Origin of the sequence: Brevibacillus laterosporus LMG 15441, assembly GCF_000219535.2 — a bacterium.
GTDB classification, from domain to species: domain Bacteria; phylum Bacillota; class Bacilli; order Brevibacillales; family Brevibacillaceae; genus Brevibacillus_B; species Brevibacillus_B halotolerans.
The window spans coordinates 2,797,899-2,818,139 of sequence record NZ_CP007806.1 but is presented as its reverse complement, the minus strand read 5'-3'; the positions used below and the strand labels follow the sequence as shown (position 1 = coordinate 2,818,139).

The 20,241-nt window shown below is 41.2% G+C and carries 22 protein-coding genes and 1 riboswitch; of the genes, 20 read left to right on the top strand and 2 right to left on the bottom strand.

The window, feature by feature from the left end; genetic code table 11:
- Window positions 1–157: 157 nt before the first annotated feature.
- Together mgtA and BRLA_RS12345 are read right to left on the bottom strand one after the other, a co-directional pair.
- Window positions 158–2,761, bottom strand: a complete 2,604-nt coding sequence (mgtA, locus tag BRLA_RS12350) for a magnesium-translocating P-type ATPase (RefSeq protein ID WP_003336336.1) — start codon at window positions 2,759–2,761, stop codon at window positions 158–160.
- Between the two features lie 325 nt (window positions 2,762–3,086).
- Window positions 3,087–3,262: riboswitch (M-box (ykoK) riboswitch) on the bottom strand.
- Between the two features lie 62 nt (window positions 3,263–3,324).
- A complete protein-coding gene (locus BRLA_RS12345; RefSeq protein WP_003336337.1) occupies window positions 3,325–4,482 on the bottom strand; it encodes a 1-propanol dehydrogenase PduQ in 1,158 nt (385 codons plus the stop codon).
- A 198-nt stretch (window positions 4,483–4,680) separates the two neighbouring features.
- Between BRLA_RS12345 and BRLA_RS12340 the strand changes: the two genes are divergently transcribed.
- From BRLA_RS12340 to BRLA_RS12245, 20 genes are all read left to right on the top strand, one after another.
- Window positions 4,681–5,034: a BMC domain-containing protein gene (locus tag BRLA_RS12340; RefSeq protein WP_003339475.1), complete on the top strand. Its 354-nt coding sequence runs from the start codon at window positions 4,681–4,683 to the stop codon at window positions 5,032–5,034.
- A gap of 2 nt (window positions 5,035–5,036) precedes the next feature.
- Window positions 5,037–5,477 (top strand): EutP/PduV family microcompartment system protein, encoded by a 441-nt coding sequence (locus BRLA_RS12335; RefSeq protein ID WP_003336339.1) that lies wholly within the window; start codon window positions 5,037–5,039, stop codon window positions 5,475–5,477.
- A gap of 12 nt (window positions 5,478–5,489) precedes the next feature.
- Window positions 5,490–6,923: an ethanolamine ammonia-lyase reactivating factor EutA gene (gene eutA, locus BRLA_RS12330; protein WP_003336340.1), complete on the top strand. Its 1,434-nt coding sequence runs from the start codon at window positions 5,490–5,492 to the stop codon at window positions 6,921–6,923.
- A gap of 19 nt (window positions 6,924–6,942) precedes the next feature.
- Window positions 6,943–8,307: an ethanolamine ammonia-lyase subunit EutB gene (locus BRLA_RS12325; RefSeq protein ID WP_003336341.1), complete on the top strand. Its 1,365-nt coding sequence runs from the start codon at window positions 6,943–6,945 to the stop codon at window positions 8,305–8,307.
- A 176-nt stretch (window positions 8,308–8,483) separates the two neighbouring features.
- A complete protein-coding gene (gene eutC, locus BRLA_RS12320; protein WP_238547475.1) occupies window positions 8,484–9,257 on the top strand; it encodes an ethanolamine ammonia-lyase subunit EutC in 774 nt (257 codons plus the stop codon).
- Between the two features lie 32 nt (window positions 9,258–9,289).
- Entirely contained in the window at window positions 9,290–9,943 is a 654-nt protein-coding gene (gene eutL, locus BRLA_RS12315; RefSeq protein ID WP_003336343.1) for an ethanolamine utilization microcompartment protein EutL, read from the top strand.
- Between the two features lie 16 nt (window positions 9,944–9,959).
- Window positions 9,960–10,613, top strand: coding sequence for a BMC domain-containing protein (locus BRLA_RS24975; protein WP_003336344.1), 654 nt, complete (start codon window positions 9,960–9,962; stop codon window positions 10,611–10,613).
- Complete coding sequence (locus BRLA_RS12305; protein ID WP_003336345.1) at window positions 10,610–12,091, top strand: acetaldehyde dehydrogenase (acetylating); 1,482 nt, start codon at window positions 10,610–10,612, stop codon at window positions 12,089–12,091. Before BRLA_RS24975 ends, BRLA_RS12305 begins: the two co-directional genes overlap by 4 nt.
- 43 nt (window positions 12,092–12,134) lie before the next feature.
- Window positions 12,135–12,428, top strand: a complete 294-nt coding sequence (gene eutM / locus BRLA_RS12300) for an ethanolamine utilization microcompartment protein EutM (RefSeq protein WP_003336346.1) — start codon at window positions 12,135–12,137, stop codon at window positions 12,426–12,428.
- 121 nt (window positions 12,429–12,549) lie between these two features.
- Entirely contained in the window at window positions 12,550–13,176 is a 627-nt protein-coding gene (gene pduL, locus BRLA_RS12295; RefSeq protein ID WP_003336347.1) for a phosphate propanoyltransferase, read from the top strand.
- Window positions 13,177–13,181: 5 nt separating this feature from the next.
- Entirely contained in the window at window positions 13,182–13,985 is an 804-nt protein-coding gene (locus BRLA_RS12290; protein WP_003336348.1) for a hypothetical protein, read from the top strand.
- Window positions 13,982–14,272 (top strand): EutN/CcmL family microcompartment protein, encoded by a 291-nt coding sequence (locus tag BRLA_RS12285; protein WP_003336349.1) that lies wholly within the window; start codon window positions 13,982–13,984, stop codon window positions 14,270–14,272. The genes BRLA_RS12290 and BRLA_RS12285 overlap by 4 nt, the downstream gene beginning before the upstream one ends.
- A complete protein-coding gene (eutH, locus tag BRLA_RS12280) occupies window positions 14,269–15,369 on the top strand; it encodes an ethanolamine utilization protein EutH (RefSeq protein ID WP_003336350.1) in 1,101 nt (366 codons plus the stop codon). Before BRLA_RS12285 ends, eutH begins: the two co-directional genes overlap by 4 nt.
- Entirely contained in the window at window positions 15,370–15,828 is a 459-nt protein-coding gene (locus tag BRLA_RS12275; RefSeq protein WP_003336351.1) for a cupin domain-containing protein, read from the top strand. It abuts the gene before it with no gap.
- Window positions 15,829–16,035: 207 nt separating this feature from the next.
- Window positions 16,036–17,259, top strand: a complete 1,224-nt coding sequence (locus BRLA_RS12270) for a M20 metallopeptidase family protein (RefSeq protein ID WP_003336352.1) — start codon at window positions 16,036–16,038, stop codon at window positions 17,257–17,259.
- Between the two features lie 285 nt (window positions 17,260–17,544).
- Window positions 17,545–18,024 carry a TlpA family protein disulfide reductase gene (locus BRLA_RS12265; RefSeq protein WP_003336354.1) on the top strand — a complete coding sequence of 160 codons (480 nt, stop codon included), beginning with the start codon at window positions 17,545–17,547 and terminating at the stop codon, window positions 18,022–18,024.
- 13 nt (window positions 18,025–18,037) lie between these two features.
- The gene (locus tag BRLA_RS12260) at window positions 18,038–18,481 is read left to right on the top strand and encodes a TlpA family protein disulfide reductase (RefSeq protein ID WP_003336355.1); all 444 of its coding nucleotides are present in this window, start codon (window positions 18,038–18,040) and stop codon (window positions 18,479–18,481) included.
- Between the two features lie 15 nt (window positions 18,482–18,496).
- Window positions 18,497–19,024, top strand: a complete 528-nt coding sequence (locus BRLA_RS12255) for a MauE/DoxX family redox-associated membrane protein (RefSeq protein WP_041752180.1) — start codon at window positions 18,497–18,499, stop codon at window positions 19,022–19,024.
- Window positions 18,999–19,436: a hypothetical protein gene (locus BRLA_RS12250; protein ID WP_041752178.1), complete on the top strand. Its 438-nt coding sequence runs from the start codon at window positions 18,999–19,001 to the stop codon at window positions 19,434–19,436. Before BRLA_RS12255 ends, BRLA_RS12250 begins: the two co-directional genes overlap by 26 nt.
- Window positions 19,436–19,840, top strand: a complete 405-nt coding sequence (locus BRLA_RS12245) for a hypothetical protein (protein WP_003336358.1) — start codon at window positions 19,436–19,438, stop codon at window positions 19,838–19,840. Before BRLA_RS12250 ends, BRLA_RS12245 begins: the two co-directional genes overlap by 1 nt.
- The last annotated feature ends 401 nt before the right edge of the window (window positions 19,841–20,241 follow it).

Below are 20,241 nucleotides of genomic sequence, written 5' to 3'. Positions count from 1 at the left end.
ACTGCTAACATAATAGATGAATGACCAGAAGCTCCTCAAATGAATGATATTCGTAAATAATTTACGTACTAGGTAGGTTATCTGCTTTGGGTCCAGATGACAGGTAGCTGTGGACCCAAAGCGAAGTAAGTAGCTTTGCCAGAATGATTTACTTACCTTATAGCCATTCATTAAAAGTACGAATGTACCATTTTTTTATGAGATGGGTGAGAAGTGCATAGCAAAGTAAGATGCCTACCAGCCAAGGGAAATATTCAAGTGGTAACGGCTGTAATCCAACACTTGCCCCAAAAGTAGAGAATGGAATATAGATACCTGCTATCATCACGATACTAGTTAAAAGTAAAACGGGTAAACTAGCTCGGCTTTGAATAAATGGGATTTTTTCTGTACGAATCATATGCACAATAAGCGTCTGCGACAATAAGCCTTCGATAAACCAGCCGGATTGGAATAAGGATTGGTCGGCAATGGTATTGGCTGCAAATACATAATACATGACGAAATAAGTAGCATAGTCGAAGATTGAGCTAATAGGGCCAATGAAAAGCATGAAACGCCCTACCGATTTCGCATCCCATTTTCTTGGAGTCTGCAAAAACTTTTTGTCCATATTGTCCCAAGGAATGGATAGCTGGGAAATATCGTAAAATAAATTCTGAATTAATAAATGAATGGGTAACATCGGAAGGAAGGGGAGAAATGCACTTGAGCCTAATACGCTAAATACATTACCAAAATTGGAGCTAGCTGTCATTTTGATATATTTAATAATGTTTCCGAACGTTCTACGTCCTTCCAGTATTCCATCTTCTAATACCAACAAGCTCTTTTCTAACAATATGATGTCTGCTGATTCCTTTGCAATATCGACTGCTGAATCTACGGAAATTCCAACATCTGCTTCGCGCAAGGATGCAGCATCATTGATTCCATCCCCCATAAACCCTACCGTATGCCCTTTGGATTGTAGCACACGAACAATTCTTGCCTTCTGTAACGGATTCAGCTTGGCAAACACGGTTGTCTTTTCGGCTAAATCAGCTAACATTTCATCCGTTACATCATCAATTTGGCTCCCCACAATTACCTGATCAACCTGCAGGCCTAAGTCTGTGCAAACCTTACGAGCAACCACTGCATTATCTCCTGTAAGGACCTTAACATTGACCCCGCTAGCATGTAGCTTTTGCATGGCGCTTGCGGCACTTTCCTTTGGTGGATCTAAAAATCCGAGGAATCCAACCAGAATTAATTCACTTTCGTCCTCCATGCTATACACATGATCTTGAGAATCACAAGACTTGATGGTTACGGCGATGACACGTAGACCATCTGTGTTTAAATCATGCACCGTTTTTTTAATGTTATCCGCTACTTGTGATGTGAGGGGCATGAGCTGTCCGTTACTAGATACTTGAGAGCAATGATCCAGGATTTCTTCTACAGCTCCTTTGCAGATGAGAATACGTTCTTCATTATTTTTTAATACCACTGACATCCGACGACGATGAAAGTCGAAGGGGATTTCATCTATTTTTTGATACTTTTCCTCGATCCCCGTAACATCACTATGGATTGCATGCTCTACGACGGCAGCATCGAGTAAGCTTTTTAACCCAGTTTGATGGTAACTGTTCAAATAAGCATATTTCAATACATTCTCATCATCATTACCGTGGATATCTACGTGTTTTTCTACAACGATTTTATCTTGTGTAAGTGTTCCAGTTTTATCGGTGCACAGAATATCCATAGCTCCTAAATTCTGAATCGCATTGAGTTTCTTTACGACTACCTTTTTGCGTGCCATGCTAATTGCACCTTTGGATAGATTAGCCGTTACAATAACCGGAAGCATTTCTGGTGTTAAGCCAACAGCGATGGATAATCCAAAGAAAAAGGCTTCCAACCAATCCCCTTTTGTAAAGCCGTTAATGAAGAAAATAATAGGGACCATAATCAGCATAAAGCGAATCAGGACAAAGGTGATACTGTTGACTCCTTTATCAAAGCTTGTCATTGGACGCTTATCGACCAATGTCTTTGCCATGGAGCCGAAGTAAGTAGAAGAACCGGTTGATATCACTAGGGCAGTGGCGGCTCCGCTTATCACATTTGTTCCCATATAACAAAGATTGGAACACTCTAATGCGTGAAGAGATGGTTCAACAGTAGCTTGTTTTTCAACGGGGAAAGCTTCTCCAGTGAGAGCCGATTCACTTACAATCAGATTTTTAGAATGAAGGATTCGGACGTCTGCTGGAACAAGATCACCAGCTGATAGATGAATGATGTCTCCTGGTACTAGCTTCTCCATGTCGATCTCTTGTTTTATGGATTGGCGAGTTACAGTTGCAGTGGTTTTGACCATCGCTTTTAGTTTTTCTGCTGTCCGTCTGGAACGGAACTCCTGGGTAAAAGTGATAAGTACGCTAATGGAAACCATCGTACTAATGATGATGGACGCTTCTAGATCATTTGAAAAATAAGAGAATATATCTAGCCCGAGTAATATTAGAATAAATGGATTCTTGAAGCATAACAGGAGCTGAATGTACCAGGCTGCCTGTTTTTCTTGGGCAATTTGATTTTGACCGTATTGATTTAATCTCTTATTGACCTCAGATTCTGATAATCCTGTCATAGATGTAGCCAAGGCTTCCATCAGGTTATCGATATTCGAGGTAGATGCGTCAAGGAGACGAGAAGAAATGTCGTTGTTCAACGATGCTTTTGTAATGTGTTTACGTTGTTTCATGGTAGTACCTCCCGAGTGTGAAAAATAGACACAAAAAAACTCTCCCTGTAAAAGAGAGAGCTAGCTGCACTATTTTTCTATGCACTCGCATGTCATGTACACATACTTAAATACACCCACGTAGTTGGTAAAGGAGGGCGAAAAAAAGAGCATAGCAAACATGTAAGGGCATAGAAAATATGCTTCTCTCTTGTTACAGATGATTGATATAGCTGTTTACATTGATTACTAGGACTGCCTTCCATGTGGAATCCCCCCTTTACAAAATGAAAAACCCTCTAGAAATAACTAGAGGGTTGGAAATATGCATAGCCAAAAAAAGCATTTTCGCTCCCCCTAGTCGAGTTTTGGCACTATACAACGTAAAGAGAGTAACACAATCTCTTAGCCACCTTAAGAAAAGCCTTAATCCGACAGTTCCTGTTCTACCCATGGGCATCTTTCGATATTTCTGGGCAGTGGCCTATGTTTGTATAGGAGCCTCACCTAACGAGGACTTAATTGTTATAGTGAATGATACTGGTACAATTCGAAATTGTCAATAGCAAAATTAATATTGATACCTAATTTCCTAAAAAAGCCTGTTCAAAAAGATTCTTTAGATCCCCAATGCTAGGGGAACGCGGATTTGTAATTGTACATTTATCCTTCATAGCTATCTCGGCTAAACTATCCAGCTCCTGATAAAACTCCTCTTTTTTTACTCCTGCTTCTTTTAGAGACGCGGGCATTCCTAAATCCTTTCGAAGCTTTTTCACTGCGATAATCAGATTTTTTACTCCGTTTCGTGTATCGGAGGAGGGCAAATTCAAAAGCTTAGCGATTTCCGCATATTTACTGGCCGCTATGCTGAAACTTCGATCTGTATACCCTTTAATGTGAGCATTGTATTCAATGACGTACGGCAACACGATGCCATTGCTTCTCCCATGAGGAATATGAAACTTGGCTCCAATAATATGCGCCATACTGTGGCTAATACCCAATGAGGCTGTATTAAAGGCAAGTCCGGCTATACAGGAGGCATTATGCATTTTCTCACGTGAAAGATGATCTTCCCCATTTCGAAATGATTTTTCTAAATAGGCAAACACAAGTCGTATGGCTTTCTCCGAGAAGGCGTCCGTAAAGTCTGAGGAAAGCGTAGATACGTAGGCTTCCAGAGCATGCGTTAGCACATCGATTCCGGTATCAGCTGTTATAAATGGAGGGACAGTTTTTACGAGCTCCGGGTCAAGGATTGCCTCAGTTGGGAGCATTTCATCAGAAACGAGCGGGTATTTTACATTTTTAGTCCGATCTGTAACAACCGAAAAACTCGTTACCTCAGAACCAGTCCCACTCGTAGTTGGAATGGCGATGAATGTTACCTCTTTTGTAATCGCTTCTTTTTGATTCAGGCGATTGTTAAACAGACAAATTGCTTTTGCTGCATCAATTGCTGATCCGCCACCTAAAGCGATCACGACATCAGGATCGGCTGCACTCATGACCTGTATACCATTCACGATGTTTTCGAGGGGAGGATCTGGCACGATATTATGAAAAATGGTGATATGTTCGTTTTTTTCCTCTAGCTGAAGCTTAACCTTATCAATCATCCCGGACTTAATCATGAAGGGATCGGTTACCACGAAAATACGTTTATTCTCTATACGCTGAAGACTAGATAAAGCATCTGTCCCGAAATGAATGCTCGTTTTTATTTGAAAATGATTCATATCTGTCTCCTTTCAACTCATCCTATATCTATCACAAGGTAGGGTTCCGATTTCATAGCTTTCTCCTTTAATAAGCAGACATAGTGTTATTTTGTCTTTTATCAGCTTGATTTATTTTAACCATTTTTTCATAAACACATGTTTGACTTAAAGCATACTTTGTCTAGCTAACAATCATAATAACTATGAAGTGTGGTGATGAAGCATATGGAAGAGAAACAACGTGTCATTCAAGAATATGTTCCAGGAAAGCAGGTGACTCTAGCCCACTTGATTGCAAATCCCAATCCCGATCTATATAAAAAGCTGGGTCTTCTCTCTGAAAATATCAAAGCGATTGGAATCCTAACGATCACGCCAAGCGAGGCTTCCATCATTGCAGCAGATGTTGCCACCAAATCTGCGGATGTTTCCATTGGTTTCGTAGATAGATTCAGTGGTTCACTTGTCATTACCGGTGATATCTCAAGTGTGGAATCTGCGCTACGAGAAGTTCTGAAAATGCTCTCTGAAGTCTTACATTTTTCAGCTACATCGATAACGAGGTCATAGCTATGGGAAAAATCATAATGCTAGTGGGTAGAACGGGCTGTGGAAAAACAACTCTGACACAAGCTCTTATGAATACAAAACTCAGCTACCATAAAACACAGATGATTGAAACTGTAGAAAATATTATTGATACGCCTGGTGAGTATATTGAGAACCGTAATTATTACCGTGCCCTTATCGTAACCTCAGCAGAGTGTGATTTGATTGGATTCGTACAAGCTTGCACGGATCAAGCTAGTTTGTTCCCCGTTCAATTTGCTAGCGCCTTTGCTAAACCAGTGATTGGGATTGTTACTAAAGTAGATCGGTGTAATCAACAGGAAGAGCTGGAGCGTGCCGAACAGTTTTTACGTGAAGCAGGAGCACAACAAATTTTTCATGTGAGTAGCTATGAAAAAAAAGGTCTTGAGAAAATCAAGGAATTGCTCGCAGGAAACACTTGAGGTGGTAACAGAATGAAAGAGGAAGTGCTTAGTGTCGGAATAGACATTGGTACATCAACCACACAACTCGTATTTAGCAAGATTGGCATCGAAAATACAGCATCTGCTTTTGGAGTTCCGCGCATTACGATCGTGGATAAAGAGATTATCTATCGAAGCGACATTCATTTTACTCCGTTACTTTCCCAGACCGAGATTGATAGTGACGCGGTTCGCAGGATTGTAGAAAAAGAGTATCAACAGGCACATGTTCGGCCTAGTGACGTGCAAACAGGTGCTGTCATTATCACTGGCGAGACTGCTCGAAAGCAAAATGCAAGGGATGTATTGCAGAGTTTGAGTGGTTTTGCCGGAGATTTTGTTGTGGCAACGGCCGGTCCTGATCTTGAATCCATTATTTCGGCAAAGGGAGCTGGAATAGACAAGGTATCAGAAGAGAAGGGGGCTAGTGTTGTCAATTTAGATATTGGTGGTGGCACAACCAATTTAGCTGTATTTAACGACGGGGAATTGGTGAATACAGGATGTTTGGATATTGGAGGCAGGCTCATAAAAATCGAACCCTCTACACGTAAAATTACCTACATTGCTGATAAAATCAAGCAGCTTATCAACGAGAGGAATTTACAGGTAAAAGAGGGGGATATAGCTGATATCGAACAGTTGCGAAAAGTAGTAATGGAAATGGTGAGCCTGCTGGAGCAGTCCGTCAATCTGACACAGCGTACCCCATTTTATTCAACCATTGTAACCCATCATGGAATTGATGATCGGATTCACCCGCAATACATTTCTTTCTCTGGCGGAGTGGCAGATTATGTCTATCATCCACAAGCTGATGATGTACTAGCTTACGGGGATATAGGAATTTTGCTAGGACAAGCGATTCGCCAGTCATCTCTTTGCGAAAAATTGAAATTGGTGCAAGCTGCAGAGACGATCCGGGCAACTGTCGTTGGAGCAGGGACGCATACAACCGAGATAAGTGGGAGCACGATTACATACACAGAGGAAAACTTTCCTATGAAAAATCTGCCTATTTTAAAGCTAACAGAAGAGGATGAATCACAAGGCTTTGCTCATTTACAAAATGTCCTACAGGAAAAATTACGTTGGTTCATATTAGAAAACGAATGGCAGCCTGTCGCCATTGCTATTCATGGGAAAAAAAGCCCAAGCTTTACAGAAATTCAGGAGCTTGCCAAAGCTTTAATCGGTGGTATGGAGGCGTTAATAAAAGCAGATTTGCCCTTGGTGGTCATTGTTGAAATGGATTTTGCCAAAGTGTTAGGTCAGACGATGCATAGGCAACTGCAATTTTCGAAAGAGGTTGTATGCATTGATAGCATCCGCTTAGAAAACGGCGATTACATCGATATAGGAAAACCACTGGCAAACGGCCGTGTGCTACCTGTAATCATTAAAACTCTAGTATTTCATTCCTAACAGTTATGAGGTGACGGCGTTGAAACTTAAAACAACCCTTTTTGGCAATGCATATCAATTTAAAAATGTGATGGACGTCATGGCAAAAGCAAACGAAGAAAAATCAGGAGATAAATTGGCTGTCCTCGCGGCGGAAAACTCAGAAGAGAGGGTAGCAGCTAAAATTGTGCTGAGTGAATTTACAATGGCTGACCTGCGGAATAATCCAGCTATTCCTTATGAAGAAGATGAAGTGACACGGATCATTCAAGATGGGGTCAACGAAAAAATTTATAACGAAATAAAGAACTGGACAGTCTCTGAGCTACGTGAATGGATTCTTGATGAAAATACAACAGAGGAAAATATCAAAAGAATTAGCAGGGGGCTAACCAGTGAAATGGTTGCCGCGGTCACGAAGCTTATGTCGAATTTGGACCTTATTTATGGAGCAAAAAAAATCCGTATTCAAGCCCACTGTAATACCACAATTGGCTATGAGGGCACACTGTCAGCTCGATTGCAGCCCAACCATCCCACAGATGATCCAGACGGAATTACAGCTTCCTTAATGGAGGGGCTTACCTTTGGCATTGGTGATGCTGTTATTGGATTAAATCCCGTAGATGATTCCGTGGAAAGCGTAAGTCGGGTATTGAAGAGATTTGAAGATTTCAAGCAAAAATGGTCAATTCCTACGCAAAACTGTGTGTTAGCCCATGTGACTACCCAGATGGAGGCAATCCGCAAGGGAGCTCCAGCCGATCTTATTTTCCAAAGTATTGCTGGTACTCAAAAAGGAAATGAAGCCTTCGGAATTTCAGGGGACATGATTGAAGAGGCACGTCAATTGGCACACAGAGACGGAACGGCAACCGGCCCAAATGTCATGTATTTTGAGACAGGACAAGGCTCTGAGCTATCTTCTGAGGCTCATCATGGTGTGGATCAGGTAACGCTGGAAGCACGTTGCTATGGTTTTGCTAAGAAGTACGACCCGTTTCTGGTAAATACCGTAGTGGGATTCATTGGACCTGAGTATCTGTACAACAGTAAGCAGGTCATTCGCGCAGGTTTGGAAGATCATTTCATGGGGAAATTAACCGGTATTTCCATGGGCTGTGATGCTTGCTATACGAACCATATGAAAGCGGATCAAAACGATATCGAGAATTTGGCGGTTCTTTTATCCACGGCTGGCTGTAACTATTTCATGGGTATTCCCCATGGAGACGATGTGATGCTGAACTATCAAACAACTGGTTATCATGAAACAGCAACTCTTCGTGAACTACTTCATTTAAGGCCGATATCTGAATTTGAAAAATGGATGGAAAAAATGGGATTCATCGAGAATGGTAAGCTAACAAAACGTGCTGGGGATGCATCTGTTTTCCTAGCGTAAGGAATGGAGGCTAGAGCATGCTTCAAGAAAATGACATCAGAAAAGTAGTAGAACAGGTTTTATTGGAATTAACCTCCAATGAAGGGGCAGTGAGAACGGAGGGAAAAATTGAAATTAAATCCGCCAAGCCTCGACCTGAATCTAATGTCGGTGGTGGATGGGTTGTCCAACCGCAGATGCCTTCCGATGGAGCTATTGATGATATTACGAAAATTGATCTAAAAAGCCAATTGTTAGTGCCTGATCCAGTAGATGCAAAAGGTTATTTAAAAATGAAAGAACGCACCCCCGCCCGTCTGGGAATTTGGCGTGCAGGTCCTCGGTATAAGACAGAAACCACGCTTCGCTTTCGGGCGGACCATGCTGCGGCACAGGACGCTGTGTTTTCACATGTAGATGAACAGTTCTTACAAGAGATGAATCTCTTTAGCGTACAGACTCTTTGTAAGGATAAGGATGAATATTTAACCAGACCGGATTTGGGACGAAAAATATCTGAAGAGGGCTTGCAAAAGATTAAGGAAAACTGTCAGAAGCAGCCCCAAGTTCAAATCTATGTGTCTGATGGGCTAAGCTCTGCTGCGGTAGAAGCGAATGCAAAGGATATTTTGCCAGCGATCATACAAGGATTAGAGGGGTATAAAATTCAGGTGGGAACACCATTTTTTGTGAAATTAGGCCGTGTTGGCGCTATGGATCAAATCTCCGAGATACTTGGAGCAGACGTAACCTGTGTATTAATCGGTGAGCGTCCAGGTCTGGTCACAGCAGAGTCGATGAGTGCTTATATCGCTTACAAGGCAACGATTAATATGCCAGAAGCACGCCGCACAGTTATCTCCAATATCCATAAGGGCGGAACACCCCCTGTAGAAGCGGGTGCCCATATTGCAGAGCTGATTAAGACTATGCTGGAGAAAAAAGCGAGCGGAATCGATTTAAAACTATAAACTCCCCATTGTCCTTAGGAGGGAATTTTTAAATGAAGAATGATGCACTTCGGGCGAATGTGTTGAGTGTAAAAATCATCCCAAATGTAGCTCCCGATATGGTAAAAGCATTTCAGCTACAACCCAACCAAAAAAGCTTAGGGATTATAACGGCTGACAGCGACGATGTAACCTATACTGCTTTGGATGAAGCGACAAAGGAGGCAGCCGTTGATGTCGTATATGCCAAATCAATGTATGCAGGAGCTGCCAATGCCAATTCGAAGCTGGCGGGAGAAGTAATAGGAATATTGGCTGGTCCAAATCCAGCAGAAATTCGAAGTGGCTTACATACAGCGGTCGACTTCATTCATAATGGAGCTCATTTTGTCAGTGCTAATGATGATGATTCTATCGCTTACTTTGCTCATTGTGTTTCTCGACCAGGAACATATTTGTCCAAGATGGCAAATTTAGAGGATGCAGAAGCTATTGCCTACCTGATTGCACCTCCTTTAGAAGCAATGTATGCCCTTGATGCTGCCTTGAAAGCAGCCGATGTTAAGCTGGCGACATTCTACGGTCCACCCTCGGAGACCAACTTCGGTGGTGCATTGCTAACAGGAAGTCAATCCGCTTGTAAGGCAGCATGTGATGCATTTGCCGATGCCGTCCAATACGTTGCAGAAAATCCACAAAGTTATTAAGTAATAAGGTGATCCTATGAGAAAAAATGCTTTAGGACTCATTGAGGTAAAAGGGCTGTTGGCGTCTATAGAAGCAGCGGATGCGGCCATGAAGGCAGCTAATGTTACCTTGATTGGGTTGGAGAAAATAAAAAATGGCTTTGTTACCGTAAAAATTACAGGAGATGTGTCAGCGATTACTGCTGCTGTGGAAGCAGGGGCAGAAGCAGTGAATAGAGTTGGCACACTAATTTCTAAGCATGTGATCTCAAATCCAGATGATAACTTATATCGAATGGTGGAACAGCCGAATAGCTTACCATTCCAACCAAGAGACCGCAAGCTACCTACACAAATTCTCCAAACACCTTCACAGACGAAGGAGCTTGGAGAATCGGGCAAATCAAAAACAACCGAAGAGCTACAAGACCTTGATATTGAATTGCTACCCGATCAAGGGGAGGCTCTTGCGGATACAGCATCGCCACCGTTGACTAACTCGGATAACGCCACCATTCCACTACCTGAAAGTCAGGCAGAGCAGCTAGAGAAAATGACAGTTGGTGAGCTAAGAGAGGAAGCGAAACGATTAGGAATCGTGACGATTAACAATAGGCAAGTGAGACAAGCCAAAAAAGCTCAGCTTGTTCAGGAGATTACCAAAATGCATAAAGAAGGGGTAACTACATGATGCTTTCTGATAAAGACTTACTTTCCGTACAAGAAGTAAGAAATCTGATAAAGAGATCGAATACGGCTCAAAGGACTTTAAGTAAAATGTCCCAGGAGCAGATTGATACCATTGTTAAAGCAGTGGCAAATGCTGGTGTCGCACATGCCGAACGATTGGCAAAGCTAGCGGTAGAAGAGACTGGCTTTGGCATCTGGGAGGATAAGGTAATCAAAAACCTGTTTGGCAGTCAGGTCGTTTATGAGCATATTAAGGAACTAAAAACGATTGGGATTTTAAACGAGGATACAGTGAAAAAAGTCATCGAGGTAGGAGTGCCAGTAGGAGTAATCGCTGGATTAATCCCATCGACGAATCCAACCTCTACTGTCTTATATAAATCCCTTATTTCCATGAAAGCCGGTAATTCCATTATTTTTTCCCCTCATCCAAATGCGAAAAAATGTATTTTGGAAACGATAAAGATCATAAGGGAAGCAATTGCCTCAGCAAGTGGTCCTGAAGATATTGTGACTTGTATGGAGATGCCTACCATTCAAGGAACCAACGAATTGATGAAACACAAAGATGTTCAGCTGATTTTAGCAACAGGCGGCTCAGCAATGGTAAAAGCAGCCTACAGTTCGGGAACGCCGGCAATCGGTGTCGGATCGGGGAATGGGCCTGCTTTCATTGATAAATCTGCTGATTTGCAGAATGCAGTCAAGCGTATTTTTGATAGCTCAACCTTTGATAATGGAACAATTTGTGCTTCCGAACAGTCAGTCGTCGTGGAAAGATGCATGAAAGAGAAGGTAATAGCAGAATTTAAAAAGCAGGGAGCTTATTTTCTAACCCCAGATGAAAAGGAAAAAGTTGGACGATTGATTATGCGAGAAAATGGTTCAATGAATCCGCAAATCGTAGGGAAGAGTGTACAACATATTGCCAATTTAGCTAAGATCACAGTTCCCGCTAACGCAAGACTTTTAATTGCAGAGGAAACAGAGGTGGGCTATAAAGTAGCTTTCTCACGGGAAAAACTGGCTCCTATTTTAGGATTCTACACAGCCGAAAGTATGGAGAAAGCATGTGATTTATGTGAAGAAATTTTGCTACATGAGGGAGCAGGCCATACTTGTATTATTCATGCACAGGATGAGAAGGTTATTCGTTACTTTGGTCTACGTCAGCCTGTATCTCGCTTTTTAGTAAATACACCAGCAGCATTAGGTGGAATCGGGGGAACAACCAATTTAGTACCTGCTTTAACATTGGGCTGTGGAGCAGTGGGTAACAATTCTACTTCAGATAACGTAGGACCTATGAACTTAATTAATATTCGACGCATTGCTTATGGGGTGAGGGAACTAGAGGCACTACGTCCACACCAAGTGGCTTGTAACACGCGGGGAGGGTTTGGAGTTCATGATGATTTAGTGAATTCCATTATCCAAAAAGTCCTACTCGAATTGAAGCAGAGCAACTGCATCTCTTAGGATTTTGTTGTAAATAGATGACATGAAAAACGGAGGAATTGAAATGGCAAGTACAAATGCGTTAGGTATGATTGAGACAAAAGGACTTGTGAGCGCGATTGAAGCAGCAGATGCCATGGTGAAAGCAGCTAATGTTGAGCTGGTTGGTAAAGAGCAGGTAGGCGGCGGCTTGGTAACCGTAATGGTACGTGGGGATGTCGGGGCAGTAAAAGCGGCAACCGATGCTGGTGCAGCGGCGGCAGAACGAATTGGCGAACTGATTTCTGTACACGTTATTCCACGCCCTCACACTGAGGTGGATAGCATTCTTCCTAAGTCCAAGCAACAACCAGTCTAAATACAGGAACATACTATCCCTTACAAGCTTTCTTTTGATAAAAATGGTTTTCTGAAGGCGAAATAGCGGATAGTATGCCCTCTTTACATAAACAAGCATATGACTGAAAAGAGGTGTGGAGTTGATACAAGATCAGGTTGATCAAATTGCGGAAAAAGTAGTGGCTGGAATTAAGCAAAAACTGTTTATTCCCGTTGAAGCTTCAGGAAGGCATGTGCATTTATCTCGCAAGATCATTGATATCTTATTTGGAGAGGGATACCAACTTACGAAAGCTAAGGAATTATCCCAACCAGGGCAATTTAGCTGCGTGGAACGGGTTGATTTGATTGGCCCAAAAGGAACGATTAAGAATGTGGCTGTTCTGGGGCCGGAAAGGCAAAACACACAGGTGGAGGTTTCCTTAACGGATGCAGTTGCCCTGGGAATTAGACCGCCTCTTCGTGAATCTGGGAATTTAGCAGAAAGTGCAGAAGTTACGTTGGCTACCCAGCTTGCATCAGTTCCGGTCAAAGCGGCAATCATTGCGAAACGCCATATTCATATGTCAGCTGAGGATGCTCAATGGTTTGGTCTTTCGGATAAGCAAAATGTGTGTGTGGAAGTCCTTGGAACGAGACCGGTTATCTTTCAAGAAGTAACCATTCGAGTAAGTCCACATTTTCGTACGTTTATGCATCTCGATTATGATGAAGCGAACGCTTGCGGGTATCAAAAAGGGACAGTTGCTAGACTTGTTAGGAAGTGACCGGTTTGGAGATACAGCAGCTAATAGAAGCCGTTACTAATGAGGTTATATCTCGATTGGACACGCTTTCTTTAGAGAACAAGCAAAAAATAATCGTTATCTCTACACATGAAAGCGAATGGCTTGCCATAAAGTCGGTCCTCAATAAGAAATTTGACGTTCATTCTATTGTAATCAATGATGTAACCTGCTCACAAAAGTGGCCTGATGACCTCTTGGAATGTAACGTTCAATCCTTTGCCTTCATTTTGATAACTGGATTACATTGCTGCGCGTTAGCTTCACTAGCATTGGGGCTCATATCTTCAAAGAATCTTATTACCCAAGCATTACTTCAAGGGAAAAAGGTGTACCTGTTACAAGAAGGTCTTGAGCATCGGCAATTCCACCGTACAGCTCCAGCTCATTTATATGATCTGTATCAATCGTACGAGCAGAAGCTTGTTTCCTATGGAGTGACTTTGATCAAAAAAGCAGACATTCATCTGCTAGGTCAGGAACAGCGCCATCTGGAAAGACCCCTAACGCAGTCCATATGCCAAAGGTCCTCTGAACACTTGGATTCAAATTGTGAGCGAAAGCATGATTTACATGTGAATGAGGCAAGTAATTTAGCAGATGCCGCAGAAAAAGTATGGCATATCGAACAGAGGGTCATATCTGAATCCATATTAAAAAAGCTGTGCTTATTAGGGGCTCAATCGTTTACCATTTTACCCAATGCCATCTTAACTCCACTGGCTAAGGATTTTGTACGTATGAATCAGCTTACTGTCAAGAAAACAAAGCAGGAGGGCAAACCTGTATGATTATCGGAAAAGTCATTGGTAACGTTTGGGCCACAAGAAAAGATGCAAAATTAGATAGTCTGAAACTGATGATTGTCTCTCCCACCGAAATTTTTGGTGGTGAACCAGCTAAGACCTTTGTAGCTGCAGATGGTGCAGGCTCTGGTATTGGTGATTTGGTATTGGTAACGAAGGGCGGTTCGGCAAGAGCGGCTTTTGATCAAGTTAAAGCACCAATTGATGCGACGATCGTTGGTATTATTGATAGCTATGAGCTAAGAGACTCGGGTAAGGAGGACAGTGTATGAGTATTAATGAAATTATCATTTACATAATGGTAATCTTCATGGTCTTGGGGGCAATTGATAAATGCTTGGATAATAAATTTAATTTAGGAGATAAATTCGAGGAAGGAATTATGGCGATGGGATCGCTCACACTTGCCATGGTGGGTGTTATTTCGCTGGCACCTGTATTAGCGACGTTGTTAAAGCCGATCGTTGTGCCACTCTATACGGCATTAGGTGCTGATCCAGCCATGTTTGCCACCACCTTGCTCGCTAATGACATGGGAGGATATCCGCTAGCAATGCAGATGGCTAGCAACCCAGAAGCAGGACGCTTTGCCGGTATTATTCTTGGCTCCATGCTTGGCCCAACTATTGTATTTACCATTCCTGTTGCACTTGGCATTATTGAAAGAGAGGATCGTAAATACCTCGCTACCGGGGTGCTAGCTGGAATCATGACCATTCCGATTGGTTGCTTAGTAGGTGGATTGGTTGCTGGCTATGATATTGGAATGATTTTGCGTAATTTAGTTCCTATCATACTAGTAGCATTAATTATTGGAGTTGGGCTATGGCTGGTCCCGAATGGGATGATAAAGGGCTTTAGTGTTTTTGGCAAAGGAGTCGTTATTATTATTACGCTGGCACTAGCGGCTATCATTATTGAGACCTTAACAGGAGTGGTTATTATTCCTGGGATGACTCGTATTTGGGATGGCATTGAAATCGTAGGTTCTATTGCTATCGTACTTGCGGGTGCATTTCCCATGGTATATGTCATTACGAAAGTTTTCCAAAAACCATTACTTAAGCTAGGCTCATTACTTGGTATGAATGATAAAGCGGCCGCAGGACTAGTAGCATCTTTAGCCAACAACATACCGATGTTTGGCATGCTAAAAGAAATGGATTCAAGGGGAAAGATCATAAATATCGCCTTTGCAGTTAGTGCTTCTTTTACCTTTGGAGATCATTTAGGATTTACGGCTGGTATAGAAAAAGATCTTATTTTTCCAATGATCGTAGGGAAACTAGTGGGTGGAATCACCGCAGTGCTAGTAGCTATTCTGATTGCTTCCAAATCAAAGCTAACTGCGGAAAGTGAGGTAAAATAAATGCAACTTGATCCAGCATCTCTTGAAGCGTTAATTCGTAAAATTGTTTTGGAAAAGCTTACGCAGCTTAACCAATCACCTGATAAGATAGATAAGAAGATTGATCCAAGCGGTGTAATGTCTGTTAAATTGAACTCGTTGAAATTAGAGCCTTTTGATACGGGAAAAGCAGGCGATCGCGTATATTTAAAAGATGCGTTAGATTTACAGGAGAGCCCTCGGCTTGGCTGTGGATTGATGGAAATGAAAGAAACGACATTTGATTGGACTTTAAAATATGATGAAATTGATTATATCATAGAAGGAACCCTAGAAATTGTAATAAATGGTCGTCGTATTATCGGACATGCAGGTGATATTATTCTCATTCCACGGAATACGAGCATTCAATTCTCCGTACCAGCCTATGCAAAGTTTTTATATGTTACGTATCCAGCAAATTGGCAGCAGCTTGAATGATGTAAAGAAGAGGATCGGTAGCCCTTTAGTCAAGGCATCGATCTTTCTTTGGTTTTAAAAGACTGAATTTTCGGTTGATTGTTCATGATACAAAACGTATAGTTATACAAAAGCAGGAATAGACATAATGTGCCGAAGCGGGAATCCGTTGGCTAAAATACTTCTGTGAGCATTAGTTTTCTCAATTTCCAAAGGAGGTCAGTTTTTATGATACAGCCAATGCTAGAACGCTTGGAACAGCTTTATCCTGAATTAGTTAAATTTCGCCGAGATTTACACATGTATCCGGAGCTTTCCTTCCAAGAAGTGAATACGCCTATAAAAATAGCCGATTATTTACGCCAAATTGGACTTGAGGTAAAAACGGGAGTAGGTGGCAATGGGGTACTTGGAGTTCTAAAAGGTGGAAAGCCAGGAAAAACAGTTGCTTTGCGTGCTGATTTTGACGCTCTACCCATTCAGGATGAAAAGGAAGTGATATATAAATCACGAGTACATGGGGTGATGCATGCATGCGGTCATGATATTCACACAGCGGGTTTACTTGGTGTTGCGAAGGTTTTGAGTGAGTATCGTGACGAGTTACCCGGGACGGTAATTTTTATTCACCAGTTTGCAGAAGAATTATTGCCGGGTGGTGCGGTTTCCATGATTGAAGCGGGATGCCTTGATGGTGTAGATGTTATTTACGGTGCCCACGTCTCATCAGATCAGCCTGTAGGAGTTGTTGGAGTAAAATCGGGTTATATATTAGCAGCGGCAGATTCATTTTATATGGAGATAACGGGTAAGGGAGGGCATGGCGCGTATCCACATAAAGCGATTGATCCGCTAGTGATTGGAAGCCAACTGGTATTAAACCTACAGCAAATTGTTAGTAGACGGATTGATCCTCTTCAAGCGGCCGTGTTAACAGTGGGTAGCTTTCACGCGGGGAAAGCGTTTAATGTCATCCCGCAAAGTGTTACTTTATCAGGAACGGTACGTACCTTTGATGAAAATGTTCGCCAAAAGATTGAAACTTCACTTGAACAAATTACCAAAACGACCTGTGAAGGGTCGGGGGCAATGTTCACAATCGACTATGAACGGGGCTATCCAGCCTTATGTAACGATGAGACAGAGACAGAGCGTATTCATCAGCTTGCCAAGCTTTTAGTAGGTGATGATCATACAGAGATACTAGAGGCTCGAATGGGTGCGGAGGATTTTGCTTATTATCTCCAAAAAATACCTGGTACATTCTTTTATGTAGGAGGACGAAACCCAGAAATTCAGGCGACTTATCCACATCACCACCCAATGTTTGACGTAGATGAACGCTCTATGCTTGTGGCTGGCAAGCTCTTTATTTCTGCGGTTATGAATTATCTGACTGAGGGGAAGGTACTACCGAAGTCACAGGATGCGAAGGTGGGATTAGAGATATAGGGTCTTGAATAAAAATCATAAAAAGAGAGGCTTTGTAGGCATTCTGTTTGATAGAACGGAGTGAAAAGAGGCTTCTCTTTTTTTATTTTTGTTTTGAAAAAAGCAGAGTTTCCCTTATCTAAATTAAGGAATGTATATACATAAAGAAAAATAAAGTAGTAAAATGAGAAAAATAGTTTACATTTATTTATATTCAATGTAATATAAATACATAAGAGGAAAATATATCCAATTTAATTTTCCTATATACGAATCTGATCCATACATAATAAAAGGAGGAATATTGTGAGTGTCGTAGAAACACCAGCCCACAGAAAATTTTATAAGGATAAAAAACTTGAAATGCTAAAAGTCGGGGATTATATCCCGAATGTTAAGATTTATGAAGACCAAGCGAAAGAGCTAAAACTGTATGATCTTGTTTCAGATTACCTGCTGTTGATGTGTTATAGCACGGATTGTGAATCCTGCTTAGCTTCGATGGAAGCCTTGGATGAATTTACTCAGGAGAATCCTGGAATCAATATTGCTGTGTTACTTCATACCAGTCCGGAAAATTTTGAATTAATGAAGGCGGCCTTCACGGATCGCATTGAACACATTTACTTGGTTCCAAAAGAATTGATTACGCGAAAGCTAAATGTTTATTTCATGCCAAGGGGTTATGCGATCAACAAGCTTGGACAAGTTCTTTCTACAAATGGGTGCTCCGACTTATATTGGTTTAACAAATTAATGGAACCATTACGTCGGATATTGTCATAGGAGGGGAACTTTTGTGAGTCGTATAAATTTTAAAGATTTATTTACTAAGAAGAAAAGCAGTGGCAATGAAAGCAGTAGTGGAGAGATTGTACCTTTCCGTGTAGGAGAAGATTTTCCTATTGAGAAGCTGGGAATGGAGTATGATTCTTCGGCGAACTGTGTATTTTGTTTTATCTCTTTGAGCTGCATTCTTTGTATCGATTTATTACCTCAAATTCCAGCGTTTCTCAAAGGATATACAGATCATTTTATACTTGTAAGCGATGGTACACCAGAAGACAATGATGAGATAGCAAAATATCATGAATTTCATTTTCCAATTCTATCGTATGCTGGCAGCTATGATGATTTACGGATACCGTTTACACCTTTTTCGTACTTTATTGATAAAAACGGAAAGGTTATCAAAGGAGTACATTCAACTGATACAGATAGTTTATTTCAACTTATTACATGATAGGAAGGTTGGAGTATGACCGTGTTGTCCTATGTTATAGACATGATAATAGCTGTAGTCTTTTTTCTATCCTTTTACATGAAGGTTTATCATTTTCATGATCTAAGGTTACAAATACACTCTTATCAAATAATCCCTTATCAGCTTACAGCTATTTCAGCCTGTCTTTTGCTGATATCCGAAATTTCTATTTTCTTACTTTTCGTAATTGGTATCGCATACATATGGAAAGAAATTTTGGTTATTCTTATGCTGTCTTCCTTTATCCTGTTTATTAAAAGAAAACGTAAGATTAGTGAAGCGGCTGATTGTGGGTGCTTTGGTAAGGTGGATTCCTTGAATAAATATCCGATTATTCGAAATCTTATTCTGATTGCCTTGTTGATAGGGAAATTGTTTCTCCCCACCCGTATCTTTTCATTAGATGAATCGATAGTCTCTGGAGCTATGATCGTCTGTTTTGTAATCGCCTATGATATTTGGAGCGAAGCTAAACAAGTAAGGGAGCTTATGACCGATGATAAACGTCCTTATCATTTTTAGCGGGATTATTGTGCTACTCATGATCGCCATTAGGTTCTGGTTAGCAAAGAAACGCCTCGTTCATGAAGTGAGATTGATCCACACATTACAAAAGCAGCTAGGGACAAGCTTTTCTACTATAATCCTTGTGGACTATGCTTCTCCTAATTTTAAGAGCATAGATCATTTGCTGGCTCAAGGTGAAAATAAAAAAATTATCGTATTTTTTTCTGCTCCGGATTGGCTTATTACTATCAAAGCGAAATTATGGAAAAATCATCTTGTTGTAAACAGTAGTTCGTTTTCTTGGTTTACACCTCTGCTACACAATAATCCTGTACTTGTGCAAAGACATCATAAGATATTTCATTTTTCGGATTCGTACGAGTACGTACGGTTTGTTATGACAGAAAAGGAGGAATTAATAAGCTGATGCAAACTATGCTTGACACATTCAAAATACAAATGATTATTGCTGAGAAGGTCCATTTTCATGAGTATGAAAAAATGCACTCTGTTGAAAAAGTACTAAACGCTATTACAGTTCCAATACTCCCAGCGGCCGTTATCACAGATGTACTTGTGAAAGTGTTTTTTGAGGAGGATACACCGCCACTGCAACCATCTATTCAAGTTTTGGATCAAGAGAATCGATTGGTTTGTCATGAAGAACTTCCCCCACTCAAAAATTTTAGAAAAGAAGGGATGGTTCCAGGGATCGACATACGTGTAAATATTCGATTTCCTGTAGTGGAAGAAGGGGTGTATACATACCGGCTTTATATTGATAATGAATTAATGGCTGAAAGCTATGTAAGCGTATTCTGTGAGGAATAGATATATAGGAAGGAGGTGAAAGATATGGGATGCCCTGCAGGATGGATTGCAATTGGAAGTTGCAATGATGATTACAAATGCGAATCAGTAAAATGTGGTACTAAACCAGAAACTAACTATAGAGAAATATACGTACGTTGCCAAAAAGGTAGTACAACAGAATGCCACTATGATACTAGATACAAATCAGGCTGCTGCTAAGTAGTAACGAGATTGAGGCATAGAAAATTTGAAAGGAGGTGAAAGATATGGGATGCCCTTCAAATGATTGGACTGCAATTGGAAGTTGCAATGATAATTACACGTGCGACTCAGTAAAATGCGGTAACAAAACAAATAAATGGAGACATGTTTACGTACGTTGCCAAAAAGGGAGCACAACAGATTGTTATTGGGATCAA